Source organism: Paenibacillus sp. FSL R7-0210 (assembly GCF_038009085.1).
GTDB classification, from domain to species: Bacteria; Bacillota; Bacilli; order Paenibacillales; family Paenibacillaceae; genus Paenibacillus_AQ; species Paenibacillus_AQ silagei.
Genome location: NZ_JBBPAR010000001.1, coordinates 3,963,286 through 3,981,102, shown reverse-complemented (window position 1 = coordinate 3,981,102; position 17,817 = coordinate 3,963,286). Strand labels below are relative to the sequence as shown.

Sequence of the window (17,817 nt, the reverse complement as noted above, 5' to 3'; positions counted from 1 at the left end):
CTTATGTTTTGATTTGGAGCTGAAAGGAAGTGGGGAATATGAGCCCATTCGTGCATTTGCATGTGCACAGCGAATACAGTTTACTGGACGGGGCGGCGCGCATTACAGATCTCGTGCGCCGGGCCGGCGAATACGGCATGACATCGCTGGCGCTGACGGATCATGGTGTGATGTACGGGGCCATCCCTTTCTATAAAGCCTGCCGGGCGCAGGGAATCAAGCCAATTATTGGCTGTGAGGCTTACTTGACCGCAGGCTCGCGCCGTGAGCGGGGGAGCCGTAAGGATCAGCCGATCTATCATCTGATTCTGCTGGCGAAGAATATGACCGGCTACCGGAATCTGATGAAGCTGATCTCCATCGGCCATCTGGAGGGCCAGCATTACAAGCCGCGCATTGATATGGAGGCGCTGGCAGCACATTCCGAAGGCATTATCTGCCTCAGTGCCTGCCTGGGCGGTGAAGTACCGCAGCATCTGCTGCACGGCCGGGAGGATGAGGCGCGTAAGGCGGCGCTGTGGTATAAGGATATTTTTGGAAGCGACTTCTATCTGGAGCTGCAGGATCACGGGATACCGGAGCAGAAGCGGGTGAATCCGCAGCTGATTACGCTTGCTGAAGAGCTAGATATTCCGCTGGTCGCGACCAATGATGTCCACTATATGGACAAGGAGGATGCCGAGGTCCAGGATGTGCTGATCTGCATCGGCACGGGTAAATCGGTGGACGATGAGGACCGGCTGAAGATCGGGACGGACCAGCTGTTCTTCAAAAACGGGGAGCAGATGGCTGCGCTGTTTCCGCATGTGCCGCAGGCGATAGAGAACACGCAGCGGATCGCTGAAGCGTGCAATCTGGAGCTGACGTTCGGCAATCATATTCTTCCGGAATTCTCGCCTCTGCCGGAAGGGCTGGATGCCGCTGCTTATCTGCGCGAGCTGTGCCGCAGCGGACTGGAGCAGCGCTATTCGGATACTCCGCTTTGGGAATCGCCGGAGCAGAAGGAGACGGCCGAGAAGCGGCTCGACTACGAGCTGGGAGTCATTGAGAGCATGGGGTTCAGCGATTACTTCCTGATTGTGTGGGATTTTATCGCTTTTTGTCACCGCAGCGGTATTGTTACCGGTCCGGGCCGTGGTTCCTCCGCAGGGAGTCTTACCGCGTACACGCTGAAGATTACCGATGTGGACCCTCTGAAATATAATCTGCTCTTCGAGCGCTTCCTGAATCCTGAGCGGATCACGATGCCCGATATTGATATCGACTTCAGCGACGAACGCCGCGATGAGGTTATTGCCTATGTGGTGGACAAGTACGGTAAGGAGCATGTGGCGCAGATCATCACCTTCGGTACGATGGCGGCCAGGGCTGCTGTCCGTGATGTGGGCCGGGCGCTGAATCTGCCGTATAACGAGGTGGACAAGGCGGCGAAGCTGATTCCGGGCCAGCTCGGCATCAGCATCACCCGGGCGCTGGAGAGTACACCTGAGCTGAAGGCGTTGTATGAGACGAATCCGAAGACCAGAGCGCTGCTGGATACGGCGATGAAGGTGGAGGGCATGCCGCGCCATGCTTCGACGCATGCGGCTGGCGTGGTCATCTCCAAGGGGCCGCTAACCGATGCTGTTCCGCTCCAGGCGGGCAATGAGAGCACGGCGCTGACCCAGTACTCTATGGAGCATCTGGAGAGCGTTGGGCTGCTCAAGATGGACTTCCTCGGCCTGCGGACCTTGTCGATTATTGAACGCTGCATGAAATGGGTGAAGGAGATGACCGGGAGCGTGCCGGATTTCCGCATTATTCCGGATCATGATCCGCTAACCTATGAGATGCTTGGAGCAGGCGAGACTACCGGCGTATTCCAGCTGGAATCGGCAGGCGTACGGCGGGTGCTGAAGGACTTGAAGCCAAGCGGGTTCGAGGATATTGTCTCGGTGGTGGCGCTGTACCGTCCGGGTCCGATGGAATTCATCCCGAAATTCATCGGGGGCAAGCATGGGGAGTTCGAGGTCGTCTATCCGCATGCGGATTTGCAGCCGATTCTGGCCGATACGTATGGCATTATCGTCTACCAGGAGCAGATCATGCAGATTGCCTCCCTGATGGCCGGCTTCTCGCTTGGCGAAGCAGATCTGCTGCGCCGTGCAGTATCCAAGAAGAAGCGGGAGACGCTGGATCAGGAGCGCAGCCACTTTGTGGAGGGCAGTCTGAAGCAGGGCTACCAGGAAGCGGATGCCCATGCGGTCTATGATATGATCGTGCGGTTCGCCAACTACGGCTTCCCGCGCGCCCATGCGGCTGCTTACGGGGTGCTGGCCTTCCAGACCGCTTATCTTAAGGCGCATTATCCGGTGCAGTTCATGGCCGCGATGCTGACTGCTGTGATGGGGAGCCACCGCAAGGTGGCGGAATATGTTCTGGAATGCCGCCGGTCCGGGATTGGCGTACTGCCGCCGGATGTCAACGAGAGCGGGGTGCTGTTCACTCCGGTGCCCGGTGAAGGCCGCGGGCATATCCGCTTCGGGCTGGCTGCGGTGAAGAATGTCGGCACGCAGGCTGTAGAGAACATCATGGCAGTCCGCAAGGAGCGGCCGTTCGACAGCCTGCTCGATTTCTGCCGCCGGGTCGATCTGCGGGTCTGCAACAAGCGCGTGATCGAATCGCTGCTGCAGACCGGGGCGTTCGATGCGCTGCCCGGACACCGGGCGCAGCTGCTGGCGATGCTGGATGAGACGGTGGACGCGGCGGCCAAATGGCGCAAGGAGCGCGATGAGCTGCAGATCCAGCTGTTCGATGACCTGATCGAGACGCCGAACTGGGAGATCCGCTACCCGGATATTCCGAGGTTCAGCGGAACCCAGCAGCTGGAGCTGGAGCGTGAGCTGCTCGGGCTCTATCTCTCCGGCCATCCGCTGGATGACCATGCGGGGCTGCTGGAGGAGCCGGGGGTGCAGAAGCTGATGGATCTTGGCGAAGCAGCGGATGAGAGTATGACCGTGACGGCCGGTATGGTCGTGTCGCTGAAGGAGATCACGACCAAAGCCGGTAAGGCGATGGCTTTTGTGGAGTGGGAAGATCAGATCGAGCGCTGCGAGGTCGTACTCTTCCCTGAGGTGTGGAAACGCAGCCGCGCCCTGATTGAGAAGGGCGCACTGCTGGCCCTGCGCGCCAAGGTGCAGCAGGAGGACGAGGGCTTCAAGCTGCTGGCCGAGGAGGTAGCTCCGCTCACCTCAGACAGCGTGCGCGGCCTGCTGCAGCGCCGCAGCGCCGGGTCCCGGCCCGCCTACGGCGCGGGCCGCAGTTCCCCTGCAGGAGCGCCTGCGGCCGCTCCTGCAGCCCGCACGGGCGCCGGTGGCCCCGGCGCCCGGCCCGGCGGTGCAGCTGGCACCGCCGCTGCACGGGCACGCGCACACCGGCGGCACAGCCGCCCGGTGCGCGCGCTTCTGCGGCCGCTGCGCAGGCCGCGCCTAAGGTCCCGGCCGCGTCAGCCGCGCGGCCGGACAGCTCTGCCCCGCTGCGCACGGGGCAGGAGCCAGGCGCCCAGCGTGTCTTCATCAAGATCACGCCGGGCGCTGAGCTGAAGGGTCTGCTGCCGCGCCTCCAAGCGCTGCTGCAGACCCATCCGGGACCCGCAGCGACGCTGCTGTTCTATGAGCGCAACCAGAAGGTGCTTGCGCTGAGCGACAGCTACCGGATCGAGCCCTCGGAGGGGCTGTTCGCAGCCATTGAGGAGATGCTGGGTGCCGGAACCGTCCGCCTCAGATAGGAGCAGCCAAGCTATCCTTGTGTAGCGTCAGAATTAAATTTATGGATTGAATCAGTACAACGATACCACCTACAATTGTGTTCGGTTTTTCGATTACATTTGGCTTACGTAGCGCTCCCAGTCCGATTGTGTTCGGTTTTTCGATTACATTTGGCCTACGTAGCGCTCCCAGTCCAATTGTGTTCGGTTTTTCGATTACATTTGGCTTACGTAGCGCTCCCAGTCCGATTGTGTTCGGTTTTTCGGTTACATTCGGCCTACGCGGCGTACCCAGTCCAATTGTGTTCGGTTTTTCGATTACATTTGGCCTGCGCGGCGCTCCCAGTCCAATTGTGTTCGGTTTTTCGATTACATTTGTCCTACGTGGCGCTCCCAGTCCAATTGTGTTCGGTTTTTCGATTACATTTGGCTTACGTAGCGCTCCCAGTCCAATTGTGTTCGGTTTTTCGATTACATTTGGCTTACGTAGCGCTCCCAGTCCAATTGTATTTGGTTTTTCGGTTACATTTGGCCTACGCTAGTCACCCGGTCCAATTGTGTTCGGTTTTATGTTGAAATTTGTTAATTATATACAAACAGACGATGTTCTGGTTTTTAGCCACGCTGCTCATTTTCATGCTGGAGTTGTGCCTTGAAAGACATGATTGTTTTCGCATACATTTGTCCCAAACACTTTACTTTTTTAGTGGTTCAGGCCTCATCATGCAGACCCGCTTTTTTAATCTGATGCGCTACTAGGAGCATGTTCAAAGCGAACATTCACATAGGTGTATTATGTGCAATTAAAAACCGTAAAAAGGACGGCTTTCCTCTCCTAACTGTAGTCTGTACAACTAAATCTGCCCGAATAGGTGAGAACCCGCATATAGAGGCAGTTTAGTTGTATCGATTACAGCTAAATGGATAGTCGGCAGTAAATCAGACGATTTAGTTGTACAGAATGCACTTGAGCATACGCGCTGCACCATAACCCGGCCATAGATACACTGATCTTTTTAGCACATTTGCGCCCTCTTCCGCATACATTAGGGAACCAATAGAGTGAACTTATGAATCTGTCAGGCTTCACTCTCAAGTTCAGCTAAATCATAGCGGGGCATTGTCCCGTGCGGAAGGGGAATGACATCATGTCCTATCAAATGGCGGAGGATCTGCTGGAGCGCCGGGGAGTATCACTGGATTCGATCGCAGAGATCGTCTATATCCTGCAATCGGTCTATTATCCCAGCTTAACGCAGGAGGAGTGCCTGAGCAGTGTCAAGTCGGTCTTGAACAAAAGAGAGGTCCAGTATACGCTCATGACGGGGATTGCGCTGGATGAGCTGGCCGAGAAGAAGCTGCTGCCCCAGCCGTTTCAGGCGGTAATGGAAGCGGATGAGTCGCTCTATGGGGCGGACGAGACTCTGGCGCTGGGCATCACGAGCGTGTATGGAATGATCGGTCTGACCAGCTTCGGCTACCTCGATAAAATAAAGCTTGGAATTATCGGCAAATTGAATGATGATAAGGGGAGCATTCATGTATTTCTGGATGATCTTGTGGCCGGAATTGCGGCTGCAGCTTCAGCCCGGATCGCCCACGGGCATGAGGGTGCGAAGGTCTATCCCCATGTGACCGGGACCGAATAACGGCTGCTCCTGATGCGCTGCGACCGGCCTCCCGGGCCTGAGTCCTTCCTGCCGGGCTTGCTTGCGGGAAAAAAGAAAACTGTGTTATCATAATTTCATTATATTCAGGATACGGCTGGATTCGAGATTAGGGAGGCCTTGCAGGGCATGTGGACGGTAATCTATATAGCGCCGACCGCCAAAGTGGCGGAGATGATTGAGAAGAAGCTTACGGAAGAAGGATTTCTGATTAAATGCCGTCCCATCAATATGTCCAAGCAGCAGTTTGAGATTCTGGTTCCTTCGGGAGAGCTTGAAGAAGTGCAGGAGGTCCTCAATCTGATCCTGCATCCCTGAAGAGTATGGCGTAGAGATTCAAGAACATTCATGACAGCGGCAAGCTGCTATTTACGCAAATAAACGGCTGAAGAGGTGCGACCCTTGTTCAAAGATTTATTTCAGAAAAAACGGAAGTACGCGACTATTCCTTCAGAGCGTCTGGAGCGAAGCGGCGGACCGGCAGAAGGCGAGCGCCCTAAGCGGGAGATTCCCGAAGGCCTAATGAGCAAGTGTGCCAAATGCGGAACAATCCAGTACAGCAAGGAACTGGAGAAGAATTTGAAAGTATGCCCGTCCTGCGGCTATCATATGCGTCTGAATGCGACCGAACGGATTGCGATGATACTTGATCCGGAAGGGTTCATTGAGTTCGACAGCGAGATGGCGTCCATTGATCCGCTGAAGTTCCCCGGCTATGCTTCCAAGCTTGAGCAGCAGCAGTCCAAAACCGGACAGGTTGAGGCTGTAATCACCGGCCAGGGCAGCATCGGCGGCCATGCGGTTATTGTAGCCGTGATGAACTTTGAGTTCTTCACAGGCAGCATGGGATCTGTGGTTGGAGAGAAAATTACTAGAGCGGTAGAAGAAGCGACAGAGCGGGGACTGCCGATGCTGATCTTCTCCACCTCCGGCGGAGCCAGGATGCAGGAGAGCATTCTCAGTCTTATGCAGATGGCGAAGACAAGTGCCGCGCTGGCCCGGTTCAGTGAAGCGGGTGGCCTGTATATCTCCGTCATTACTGATCCGACCACCGGCGGGGTATCGGCGAGCTTTGCCAGCCTGGGCGATATTATTATTGCCGAGCCCGGAGCGGTCTTCGGCTTTGCCGGACGGATTGTCATCGAGCAGACGATCCGCCAGAAGCTGCCGGAGGATTTCCAGACGGCCGAGTTCAATCTGCAGCACGGACAGCTGGATCTGGTCGTGCACCGTAAGGAAATGCGCTCCACACTCACGAAGCTGCTGGAGCTGCATGATGTGAAAGGGGGATTTTAGGTTGGCAGGAGAGATGCCTTTTGAAATGCCTCTGGTAGAAATGCGCAAAAAAATCGCCGAGCTCAAGCAGTTCGGCGAAGAGAAGGGCATTGATTTCAGCGATGAGGTAGCCCGGCTTGAGGAGCGCTACAGCGAGCTGGAGAATGAGATCTATTCCAATATATCCCCGGCCCAGAAGATGCATCTGGCCCGGCATCACGTACGCCCGACCTCGCTGGATCTGATCGGGCTTATCTTCACGGACTTTATCGAGCTGCATGGTGACCGCCTGTACGGTGACGATCTTGCTGTAGTCGGCGGAATCGCCAAGCTGAACGGCCGGCCTGTAACTGTCATCGGTCAACAGCGCGGCAAGGATACGAAGGAGAATATTCTGCGCTTCTTCGGCAGCGCCCATCCGGAAGGCTTCCGTAAGTCACTGCGCCTGATGAAGCAGGCGGAGAAGTTCGGCCGTCCGATCATTACCTTTGTGGACACCAAGGGGGCTTACCCGGGCAATACCGCAGAGGAACGCGGACAATCGGAAGCGATTGCCCGCAATTTGTTCGAGATGTCCCAGCTGGCCGTGCCGGTCATCTGCGTGATTATCGGCGAGGGCGGCAGCGGCGGAGCCTTAGCGATGGCTGTCGGCAACCGTGTGCTGATGCTGGAGAATGCGATCTATTCGGCGATCTCCCCTAACGGTGCAGCGTCGATTCTGTGGAAGGATGCCACCAAGGCGGAGCAGGCCGCAGAGGCCATGAAGATTACGGCCACCGATCTGCTGGAGATGGAAGTGATCGAGGAGATTATTCCGGAGCCCAGAGGCGGTGCACACCGGGATTACGAAGCTGCGGCGGAGGCGGTTAAGGACACAGTCTGGCGTCACCTGCAGGAGCTGTCCGGTATGGATGCGGCGGCGCTGAAGGAAGACCGTTACCTGAAATTCCGCAAAATCGGCGAGTTTTCCGAGGCGGTGCTGGAGCAGGATGCCGATCAGGATGAAGCGCAAATTGTAGAGTAAGCAGGAGCTTCTCTCCGGGGAATTAGCGGCAATGCCGGTACCGCCGGTTTGCACTTTTTAACACATTCCAGCTTATTCCAGGCTGCGGACAGGACAAGATCGGTTATACAATTATTCCCATTCTAATCATCCTGTGCTTGCTGCGGGATGATTTTTCTTTTATCGGCCATCCTATATTATTCGACTTTAATTTACAGCAAAAACAGGCACTAACATTGATTTTGTGTTCAACATGCAGTAATATTCATAAGGGCGCAATAAAACGTGCATGTCTTTACATGTGATAAAGTTCCTATACAAAGAGCAAGCCTTATAGTAGATTTTGTAGTTGGAAAAGATGAGACAGAGAGAACGAAAAAACGGAGGAAAACCTAATGCGGAAAAGTAAAATTGTATGTACGATCGGACCTGCAAGTGAATCGTTGGAGAATATCAAAAAATTGATTTTGGCTGGTATGAATGTGGCCCGTCTGAACTTCTCCCACGGCGATTTTGATGAGCATGGAGCCCGGATCAACACGATCCGTCAAGCATCCAAGGAACTTGGCAAGACTGTTGCCATCCTGCTCGACACCAAAGGACCGGAGATTCGTACAGGCAAGCTGGAAGTAGAACCGATTGAACTGGTTCAGGATGAGTATCTGACATTGACTACGGAAGAGATCCTTGGCGACCACAACCGTATCTCCATCACTTACAACAACCTGCCTAACGATGTTCAAGTAGGATCGACGATCCTGATCGACGACGGCCTGATCGGCCTTACAGTTGTCGACATTCAAGGCACCGAAATCAAGACCCGTATTGTTAACGGCGGTACGATCAAGAGCAAGAAGGGTGTTAACGTACCAGGAGTATCCATCTCCCTGCCGGGTATTACGGAAAAAGATACCAATGATATCATTTTTGGGATCGGACAGGACATTGATTTTATTGCCGCTTCTTTCGTACGCAAAGCCAGCGACGTTCTGGAAATCCGTGAACTGCTTGCGAAGCATGATGCTTCCCACATCCAGATCATCTCCAAGATCGAGAACCAGGAAGGTGTCGATAACCTGGATGAAATCCTGGCAGTATCCGACGGCCTGATGGTTGCCCGTGGCGACCTTGGTGTAGAAATCCCTGCTGAAGATGTACCTTTGGCACAGAAGCTGATGATTCAAAAATGTAATATCGCCGGCAAACCGGTAATCACAGCTACCCAAATGCTGGATTCCATGCAGCGCAACCCGCGCCCAACCCGCGCTGAAGCAAGTGACGTAGCGAACGCAATTTTCGACGGAACTGATGCAATCATGCTGTCCGGTGAGACTGCTGCCGGGAAATATCCGGTTGAATCCGTATTGACTATGTCCCGTATTGCTGAGAAAGCAGAGTCTGCTCTGAACCACCGTGAGATCTTCATGAAGCAGCAGATTGCTCAAGAAACTACTGTAACTGAAGCGATCAGCCAATCCGTAGCGATCTCCGCTCTGGATCTGAATGCTAAAGCGATCATTTCTTCGACTGTAACTGGCCACACTGCACGCGTGGTTTCCAAATATCGTCCTAAATCACAGATCATTGCTGTTACCACCCAGGAAAGAACCATGCGTCAGCTGGCGCTGGTATGGGGCGTAACTCCTGTATTCGGCCCTGAAGCTCATTCCACTGACGAATTGCTGGAAACAGCTCTTAACGGCGGTAAAGCTTCCGGTCTGGTTAAAGCCGGCGATCTTGTAGTTATCACTGCAGGTATCCCGCTTGGACGTTCCGGTTCCACTAACCTGGTGAAGGTAGATACGATTCCAGCCGACTAGGATTTGGAAGAGCTTCTGCAGCACGAATAAGATATAATGATTAGAGCAGTGGCGCTTGATTGCCGCTGCTCTTTTTTGATATCGATAATGCAAATGGATATATTGGACCTGAGTGTCTGGAGCAGGACGGCATGTCAGCCTGTTAGGGAGTCGTATAAATAGGGTTCCTGGAATACACGGCAGAGGGACTTTTATGATAGATTCGTCTGACTGAAAAGGCGCTTCCGCAGGAACGTGGGGGAGAAGGCACAGCCAGCAGCTTCTTATTCTGGAGCATAATGCCGCCATCTGAGACCTTTAGTCTGGGGCTGCGTCCATTGACCTGGCAACAGGTAAAGCAGACTGTGGATAACTTGGACAGCGGAGCGATATCGAACCCCACCTGCGGCGCTTCGACAATCCATTCGGCAGAGCTTTGCGGTCCGTTATAGCGCTGTACGGTACGGAAGACCCAGCATTTGCTGAGATTGCGCAGGGTGATGCACCATTTGCCGGAACTCAGCTTGACGATGGAAGCACGCATATGGTTGCCGGGAGAGACGGGAAGAGGAATGACGGTTTCGGAGGCGGGGAGAATCTCCCACCAGGCATAATACCGGACTTTTCCGTTCACCGACTCATGGCCGGTGCCCGTCTGAATCAGGCTGCTGTTCTTGAAGCCGTCGATGCCGATCCAGGCCGAGGAGAACGTAGCTTTTACCGTAGGCTTTACATAAGGGACGATCCAGTCGGCGGATATCTGCCGGTAGCTGCCTTTTTTGCCGGAAATGGCATAACCGCTCCAGTTGCTTGATGTCCAGCCTAAGCCTGAACTGGCGGCTCTGCCCGTATTAAGTTTATCCTTCAGACAGGGCTTGCTTCGTGTTAATCTATTGACTTGGCCCACTTGTCCACCGCCTCATAATAGGTTGTGCTCTATTTAATGCAGCAGGCGGCTATGAAGGTTGGGTATTCTGTTAAAAAGAATGAGAGAGGACTTGTAATCCCCATGGAAAAAATAACAAAGCTGCGCGGGTTCTATCTGTTTTTGGGACTGGCCGGAGGCTCCTTCGGCTCCTACCTCTCGCTGCTGCTGAAATCGAATGGACTTGAAGTCAGCCAGATCGGCGTGCTGATGGCTATAGGTACGCTGATCGCCATCTGTGTCCAGCCCTTATGGGGAATGGTCTCCGACCGGTATAACCAGGCGCGGCTGGTGCTGATTCTGAGCGTGGCGGTTCCGGCGGTGCTTGCGGTCCTGTACCGTTCGGAATATTTTATCGTGCTGATGCTGGTATATACCGTGTCCACGATCTTCTCCTCTACACAGGCGCCTATAGCCGACTCATACGCCATAGCGGCAGCGAACAGGGCCGGAGCCACTTACGGCAGCATTCGCATGATGATGAGCATAGGCGCCGCCGTAGGGGCCATTGCGGGGGGGCAGTATGTATCCAAGTTCTCTGTATCGACCATCTGGCTGCCGTTTCTGCTGCTGAATAGCGTCGCTGTAGTGATTGCCTTCACTCTTCCCAAGCAGGCGGAGGAGAATCATATGATGAGCCAGTCCTTCTCACAGGGGATCAAAAAGCTGCTCGGCAACCGCATATTCCTGGCCTTCCTGGGCGGGAGCTTTCTGGTCAATCAGACCATGACGGCCTTCGGGACCTATTTCGTGATTGCCTTCCAGTCGGTCGGCGGTTCGACCGGCACTGCCGGAATCGCCCTGTTCCTGGCATCGATTACCAATGTGCCTTCAATGTTCTTCGCCTCCAAAGTGATCCGCAGACTGGGGATGGAGCGGACGCTGCTGCTCGGCGCAATGATCTATGTACTGCGCTGGGGCATCCAGGTGGCCTTCCCGTACCCTTCCGTCATGATCGGCGTACAGGTGCTTCACGGCCTCTCGTTCGGGTTCTTTTATATCGCGGCGGTTGAATATGTATCGAAGATTACCTCAGCGGAGATGCAGGCGACCGGGCAAAGTGTGTTTAACATCGTATTCTCCGGGTTAGCCGGCATTCTGGGCAATCTGCTGAACGGGATGCTGCTGAATCAGGGCGGGGTCGGGCTGATGAACCTCTCCTGTATGCTTAGTGCGGCTGCGGGTGCGGCCCTGCTGTTCTATGTTGCCCGAAGCTCGCGCCGCAAGCTGCCGCTGAAGTCTGCATCCGGCGGTGTCGGCGCTTAAGCGTTCTGCTGGCTGCCGGACAGGCTGTATTTTAGAAAGGAGCATGAATATGAATCCGCATCAACCGGGATGGGCCAGCCGCTGGCATAGTACCTCCATCCGTGTACGTTATCAGGAGACCGACCAGATGGGCGTCGTCTATCATGCCAACTATTTGATCTGGTTTGAGTGCGGCCGGACGGAGATGTTCCGTGAGCTGGGCTTCGACTACAAGAGGCTGGAGGGACTCGGTCTGCTGCTGCCGGTAACCTCTGCAGATTTGCAATTTAAAAGCCCCGCGCGATATGATGATCTTATTACCGTGTATGCGCGGTTAACCACCTTCTCGGCTCTTAGGGTTGTGTATGAATATGAAATCCGCCGGATGGCGGCGGGTCAGGAAGGGCAGGAGCGGACCGCAGGCGAGCTTCTGGTCAGCGGCTCGACGAGCCATGTCTGGCTGAACGGGGAATGGAGGCCGGTGCGGATCGACAGGGCACAGCCCGAGCTGTTCCATGCCATCCTGGCTGCGCTGAAGGAAGAAGAATAGCGTTAACGTAAAGAAGAAGGAGGAGCAGTATGATCAGGAACAAATGGCTGTGGGCCGCCCTATTTGCAGTCCCGGCCGTGGAATTATTCGGTTTCATCTATGTCTCAAGTTTTCTTGGAGCGCCCAAGACGCTGCTGATCATGCTGGCTACTTCAGTCATCGGATTGCTAATGATGCGGTTCGAGGGCAAGAAAGTGCTGCAGGACAGCAGAACACATATGCAGGAGGGCCGGGTGCCCGGACGGACCATGCTGGACGGCTTATGTATTTTCTTCGGCGGTCTGCTGCTGATTCTGCCGGGGTTTGTCACGGATCTGATCGGCTTTACTCTGGTATTTCCGCTGACCCGGCCGCTTTACCGGGTTTTTCTGCTGAAATGGATCGAGAAGAAGATGAAGAACGGCACGTTCACCTTCTACCGCAGGTAAGCGGGTAATAAGGAAGAAATCAGGCTTGTCAAAAGGTGTTCAGTTGCAGGATACTGCGGCTGGATGCCTTTTTGGCGTTAGGGAGTGGTGCGGAGCAAAGTTAGTTTCGAACGCGGCCCCCTAATGCAGTCTGCCGCTGAGGATATAAGTGCGCAGGGCGCGGAATACGCCGGCGCGGGCGAATGCGTCGAGAATGACGAGCAGCACCGGGCCGAGAATCAGGCCGAGCATGCCCATCAGCTGAAGGCCGGCGAACATGCCGATCAGCATGGCGAGCGGATCGACGCCGATGCTGCTGGCGAGTACCTTGGGCTCCAGTACCTGGCGGGTAATCAGGATGATGCCGTAGAGCACCAGCAGCCCGATGGCCAGCGCCATGTTCCCGGTCATGTATGAATACAAGGCCCAGGGCAGAATGACGATACCAACACCCAGATAAGGAATCAGATCGACGATACCGATGGTCAGGCCGATGGCGAAGGCTGATTTGACCCCCAGCAGCAGCAGGCCGATGATCACAATTACCGCCGTTACGGAGATCAGCACCAGCTGGGCGCGGATGTAGCCGAACAGCGCTTTGCGCAGATCCTTCCAGATCTCCGACACCGGTCTTAGCAGCGGGGCTGGGAGCCACGCAGTCAGCTTGGCATTATGCCGTTCCCAGCCGGTGCTGAGGAAGAAGGCGGCCAATACGATGACAATCAGAATGGTGCCAAGGCTCGGCAGCGAGGAGATCAGCTTCAGGATGATATTGAAGAATCCGGTGATCATCTGCGTCACGGCTTGGCCGACCGTTTCAGTGGTCCGGTTGATATTGCTGTCAATGGTGGCATGATAACCCGGGTTGTCGTGGTAAAACTGGTTGATTTGGTTAATAATATTCTGAATGCTGGCATTACGGCTCAGGGACAGCAGCAGTTCCCGCCACTGATCGGTATGAAGATCGAAGGTCTGGAGCAGCCCGATCAGCTCTTTGACCAGCCTTGTGATGAGTGCGGTCAGTACAAGTGCGATGCCTCCGATGTAGAACAGCAGCGAGAGGGATACAGCGAGCCAGCCGGGGAGCTTCATCCCCTTCAGGATCAGGACCAGCGGATGCATAAGATAAGCCAGCATCCAGGCGATCAGCAAGGGGTACAGGAGCGGCAGCAGTACATATACAGCCAGCAGAATCAGGGCGGCGGCAAGCACGACCCAGAGGCCGCGCAGCAATCTTTTAAGCACAAGTGTATCGATCTTCGGTCCCTCCTACTCTGGCGGATTCCAGAAACAACGGCTCGTCTTATATATATTCATAGGGGGTGTGAAAAGACTAGCAACGCTAGAAAAGGGCAGACGGCGGGCATATCCATAACCTGGGAGCGCGTTCATGAAACAGGTTTTGCGTTCGTTTTTTTCTATCCCTCCGATAAAATCATTTGATGTCCTGTAAAGCTTCCACGTTGTTCACATAACCGTCAAAATCCGGTATGATAATTAAAGGTTAAAGAGCAGAAATTTAGTTGCAATCTTCTGAGCCGGTCCTGAAGCTTTTTTTCTGAGAGAGTTGAAATACTTGGAAATGTAAATGTTTACATGAGATTTAAAGCGGCACTATACACTCTTGTTGGCAAAGGAGAGAGATACTATGACAGCTACTAAAGGACTTGAAGGCATTGTTGCAACGACCTCCTCAATCAGCTCTATCGTAGATGGAGTGCTCACTTACCGCGGCTATGATATTGACGATCTTGCGGACCATGCCACATTTGAGGAGACCGCTTATTTGCTGTGGTTCGGCAGTCTGCCGACGGTGCCGGAGCTTGAAGCTCTGCGGCGCGACCTCAGCGCTCACGCTCCGATCCCGGAGCAGGTGCTCACTCAAATGAAGCTGTATCCCAAGGAAGCCAACACCATGGCCGCTTTGCGCTCTGCCGTATCGAGCCTGGCGCTGTACGATGAAGCCGCCGATGATATGAGCAAGGAAGCGAACCAGACCAAGGCGCTGAAGCTGCAGGCGCAGATTCCGACCGTAGTTGCCGCATTGGCACGCATCCGCAAAGGCCTGGAGCCGGTAGCTCCCAAGGAAGGCTTGACCATCGCTGAGAACTTCCTCTACATGCTGTGGGGAAAAGAGCCGGATGCGGTATCCGTCAAGGCGCTGGATACGGCGCTTGTGCTGCATGCCGACCATGAGCTGAATGCTTCGACTTTTGCCGGACGGGTAACGGTTGCGACCTTGTCCGACATCTATTCCGGTGTGACCTCAGCGATCGGGGCGCTTAAAGGGCCGCTGCACGGCGGGGCGAATGAAGCCGTAATGAAGATGCTTGAGGAGATCGGCAGCCTGGACGCGGTGGAACCGTATATCCAGGGCAAGCTGGAGCGCCGCGAGAAGATTATGGGCTTCGGACACCGTGTCTACAAGAACGGCGACCCGCGCGCCAAGCACCTGATGAAGATGTCCAGCGAGCTGGGCACGATGAAGAATGATACCAGTCTCTATGACATGTCGGTCAAGGTGGAAGAGCTGATCACCAGCCAAAAGGGGCTGAAACCAAACGTCGACTTCTATTCGGCATCGGTCTACACACAGCTGGGGATTGAACGGGAGCTGTTCACCCCTATCTTCGCGATCAGCCGTACTTCGGGCTGGACGGCGCACATTCTGGAGCAGTACGAAGACAACCGTATCATCCGTCCGCGTGCGGAATATACAGGCATGTCCGACATGAAGTACGTCCCTGTAGACGAGCGATAACAGGCTGGCAGGGAGGGCGGCCCTTGCGGGCTGCTCTACCCCTTTAGTACAATGAATGATATGAATGCTTATACATCATACTTTTAGGAGGAATATCTACCAATGTTGAAACTGGAACAATACGATCTGCCCACAGAAGGCGAACAAATTACAATCGAAGACGGCAAGCTGCTGGTTCCGGATCAGCCGATCATTCCATTCATCGAGGGTGACGGGACAGGCCGTGACATTTGGAAAGCCTCCAAGCGGGTGCTGGATGCAGCTGTAGAGAAAGCCTACGGCGGCAAGAAGAAAATTGCGTGGTACGAAGTGTTTGCCGGCGAGAAGGCCTTCAATACATATGGTGAATGGCTGCCGAACGACACGCTGGAAGCGATCCGTGAGTACATTGTGGCCATCAAGGGCCCGCTGACCACTCCGATTGGAGGAGGTATCCGCTCCCTGAACGTAGCGCTGCGCCAGGAGCTTGACCTGTACGTATGTCTGCGCCCGGTGCGCTACTTCGACGGCGTTCCTTCTCCGGTGAAGCATCCTGAGCTGGTGGATATGGTTATTTTCCGTGAGAATACAGAGGATATCTATGCTGGTATCGAATATCAGGAAGGCTCTGCCGAAGTGAAAAAGGTGATCGAATTCCTGCAGAAGGAAATGGGCGTGAACAAAATCCGCTTCCCGGAAACATCCGGTATCGGTATTAAGCCTGTATCCGAGGAAGGCTCGAAACGCCTTGTTCGTTCAGCAGTAGAGTATGCGATCAAGCACGGACGCAAGAGCGTAACCCTGGTACACAAAGGCAACATCATGAAGTTCACTGAAGGCGCCTTTAAGAACTGGGGCTATGAAGTGGCTGAACAAGAGTTCGGCGATAAGGTCTTCACCTGGAACCAGTACGATGTCATCAAGGAACGCGACGGTGAAGCGGCTGCGAATGCTGCCCAGAAGGAAGCCGAAGCTGCAGGCAAGATCATCGTGAAGGATGCCATTGCGGACATTGCGCTTCAGCAGGTATTGACACGCCCGACAGACTTCGATGTCATTGCAACGCTGAACCTGAACGGTGACTATCTCTCCGACGCACTGGCTGCCCAGATTGGCGGCATCGGTATCGCTCCGGGAGCGAATATTAACTATATTACGGGACATGCTATTTTCGAAGCTACACATGGTACGGCACCTAAGTATGCTGACAAGGATGTAGTGAATCCGGGCTCTGTTATTCTCTCCGGCGTTATGCTGCTTGAGCATCTGGGCTGGCAGGAAGCGGCTGACCTGATCTACCAGGGAATGAGTACGGCGATTAACAACAAGACGGTTACTTACGACTTTGCCCGCCAGATGGAAGGCGCGACTGAGCTGAAATGCTCTGCTTTTGCTGACGAGATCATCAACCATCTGTAAGAGGCCGGGCCGGTAAATACTACAGATATAAGCTGCACATCCGTGTAGCTTATATCTATGTAGGCCGCCTTCAGACTATCATCAGGTTAGGAGGGCTACCGTGGCGATCAAACGTTCAAAAATCACTGTCGTAGGTGCCGGATTCACCGGCGCGACCACGGCGCTTATGCTTGCCCAGAAGGAGCTTGGCAATGTAGTGCTGCTTGACATTCCTCAGCTTGAGAATCCTACCAAGGGCAAGGTGCTGGATATGCTCCAAGCGGGACCCGTGCAGAACTTCGATGCTCAAATTACCGGAACTTCGAGCTATGAGGACGCAGCGGATTCTGACATCGTTATTATTACCGCAGGGATTGCCCGGGGGCCCGGCATGAGCCGTGAGGATCTGGTCAATACCAATGCGAATATCGTCAGATCGGTCTGCGGGAATGTGAAGCGCGTGGCCCCAGAGTCCATTGTGATCATACTGACCAATCCGGTGGATGCGATGACATACGTGGCCTATCATGCGCTCGGCTTCCCCAAGAACCGTGTCATCGGGCAATCCGGGGTGCTGGATACGGCCCGCTACTGCACCTTCATCGCTCAGGAGCTTAATGTATCGGTAGAGGATGTACGCGGCTTCGTGCTGGGTGGCCATGGCGACGATATGGTGCCGCTAGTGCGTTATTCCAGCGTAGGCGGTATTCCCATCGAGACGCTTATCCCGGCAGAGCGCATTGCAGAGATTGTGCAGCGTACCCGGGTGGGCGGCGGTGAAATTGTCAGCCTGCTTGGGAACGGCAGCGCGTACTATGCTCCGGCAGCATCCCTGGTTCAGATGGCGGAGGCTATTCTCAAGGACAAGAAACGGATCATACCGGTAATCGCTCTGCTTGAGGGTGAATACGGCTATGAGAACCTGTTCATGGGAGTTCCTGCGCTTTTGGGGGCGGAGGGCATTGAGCGGATTTTTGAACTGGAGCTTACAGCGGAGGAACAGGCGGCACTCAACCAGTCCGCTGATTCGGTCCGCGCGGTGACTTCTTCGGTAACTATGTAA

Annotated in this window: 14 protein-coding genes; 12 read left to right on the top strand and 2 right to left on the bottom strand. The window is 54.7% G+C overall.

Translation table 11 applies throughout. The annotated features are described in order from the left end of the window. Positions 1-38 precede the first annotated feature (38 nt). From MKY64_RS17095 to pyk, 6 genes are all read left to right on the top strand, one after another. On the top strand, positions 39-3,581 hold the full coding sequence (locus MKY64_RS17095) for a DNA polymerase III subunit alpha (RefSeq protein WP_340954540.1): 3,543 nt from the start codon (positions 39-41) through the stop codon (positions 3,579-3,581). Between the two features lie 1,312 nt (positions 3,582-4,893). Next, a complete protein-coding gene (locus MKY64_RS17090) occupies positions 4,894-5,394 on the top strand; it encodes a phosphatidylglycerophosphatase A family protein (protein ID WP_036725608.1) in 501 nt (166 codons plus the stop codon). A gap of 147 nt (positions 5,395-5,541) precedes the next feature. Then, the gene (locus MKY64_RS17085) at positions 5,542-5,730 is read left to right on the top strand and encodes a glutamate decarboxylase (protein ID WP_340954537.1); all 189 of its coding nucleotides are present in this window, start codon (positions 5,542-5,544) and stop codon (positions 5,728-5,730) included. Between the two features lie 84 nt (positions 5,731-5,814). Next, positions 5,815-6,708, top strand: a complete 894-nt coding sequence (gene accD / locus MKY64_RS17080) for an acetyl-CoA carboxylase, carboxyltransferase subunit beta (RefSeq protein WP_036725603.1) — start codon at positions 5,815-5,817, stop codon at positions 6,706-6,708. Position 6,709: 1 nt separating this feature from the next. Continuing rightward, on the top strand, positions 6,710-7,711 hold the full coding sequence (locus MKY64_RS17075) for an acetyl-CoA carboxylase carboxyltransferase subunit alpha (protein ID WP_076082927.1): 1,002 nt from the start codon (positions 6,710-6,712) through the stop codon (positions 7,709-7,711). A gap of 374 nt (positions 7,712-8,085) precedes the next feature. Next, positions 8,086-9,510: a pyruvate kinase gene (gene pyk, locus MKY64_RS17070; protein ID WP_036725599.1), complete on the top strand. Its 1,425-nt coding sequence runs from the start codon at positions 8,086-8,088 to the stop codon at positions 9,508-9,510. A 142-nt stretch (positions 9,511-9,652) separates the two neighbouring features. Here pyk and MKY64_RS17065 read toward each other — a convergent pair whose 3' ends face one another. Then, positions 9,653-10,396 carry a G1 family glutamic endopeptidase gene (locus tag MKY64_RS17065; protein ID WP_339255122.1) on the bottom strand — a complete coding sequence of 248 codons (744 nt, stop codon included), beginning with the start codon at positions 10,394-10,396 and terminating at the stop codon, positions 9,653-9,655. A gap of 102 nt (positions 10,397-10,498) precedes the next feature. Here MKY64_RS17065 and MKY64_RS17060 point away from each other — a divergent pair, with 102 nt between their 5' ends. The 3 genes from MKY64_RS17060 to MKY64_RS17050 are packed head-to-tail and all read left to right on the top strand — an operon-like array spanning position 10,499 to position 12,637. Beyond that, positions 10,499-11,680, top strand: a complete 1,182-nt coding sequence (locus MKY64_RS17060) for an MFS transporter (RefSeq protein ID WP_340954534.1) — start codon at positions 10,499-10,501, stop codon at positions 11,678-11,680. A 49-nt stretch (positions 11,681-11,729) separates the two neighbouring features. Continuing rightward, positions 11,730-12,209 (top strand): acyl-CoA thioesterase, encoded by a 480-nt coding sequence (locus MKY64_RS17055; protein WP_339255124.1) that lies wholly within the window; start codon positions 11,730-11,732, stop codon positions 12,207-12,209. Positions 12,210-12,238: 29 nt separating this feature from the next. Then, positions 12,239-12,637: an FxsA family protein gene (locus MKY64_RS17050; protein ID WP_036695825.1), complete on the top strand. Its 399-nt coding sequence runs from the start codon at positions 12,239-12,241 to the stop codon at positions 12,635-12,637. Positions 12,638-12,757: 120 nt separating this feature from the next. On the opposite strand, the gene ytvI is transcribed toward MKY64_RS17050, so the two are convergent. After that, positions 12,758-13,873, bottom strand: a complete 1,116-nt coding sequence (gene ytvI, locus MKY64_RS17045) for a sporulation integral membrane protein YtvI (protein ID WP_340958108.1) — start codon at positions 13,871-13,873, stop codon at positions 12,758-12,760. Between the two features lie 391 nt (positions 13,874-14,264). Here ytvI and citZ point away from each other — a divergent pair, with 391 nt between their 5' ends. The 3 genes from citZ (at position 14,265) to mdh (ending at position 17,817) form a co-directional block, all read left to right on the top strand. Beyond that, on the top strand, positions 14,265-15,377 hold the full coding sequence (gene citZ / locus MKY64_RS17040; protein ID WP_036725592.1) for a citrate synthase: 1,113 nt from the start codon (positions 14,265-14,267) through the stop codon (positions 15,375-15,377). A gap of 102 nt (positions 15,378-15,479) precedes the next feature. After that, the gene (gene icd, locus MKY64_RS17035) at positions 15,480-16,775 is read left to right on the top strand and encodes an NADP-dependent isocitrate dehydrogenase (RefSeq protein ID WP_036725590.1); all 1,296 of its coding nucleotides are present in this window, start codon (positions 15,480-15,482) and stop codon (positions 16,773-16,775) included. Positions 16,776-16,875: 100 nt separating this feature from the next. Next, complete coding sequence (gene mdh, locus MKY64_RS17030; protein WP_340954530.1) at positions 16,876-17,817, top strand: malate dehydrogenase; 942 nt, start codon at positions 16,876-16,878, stop codon at positions 17,815-17,817.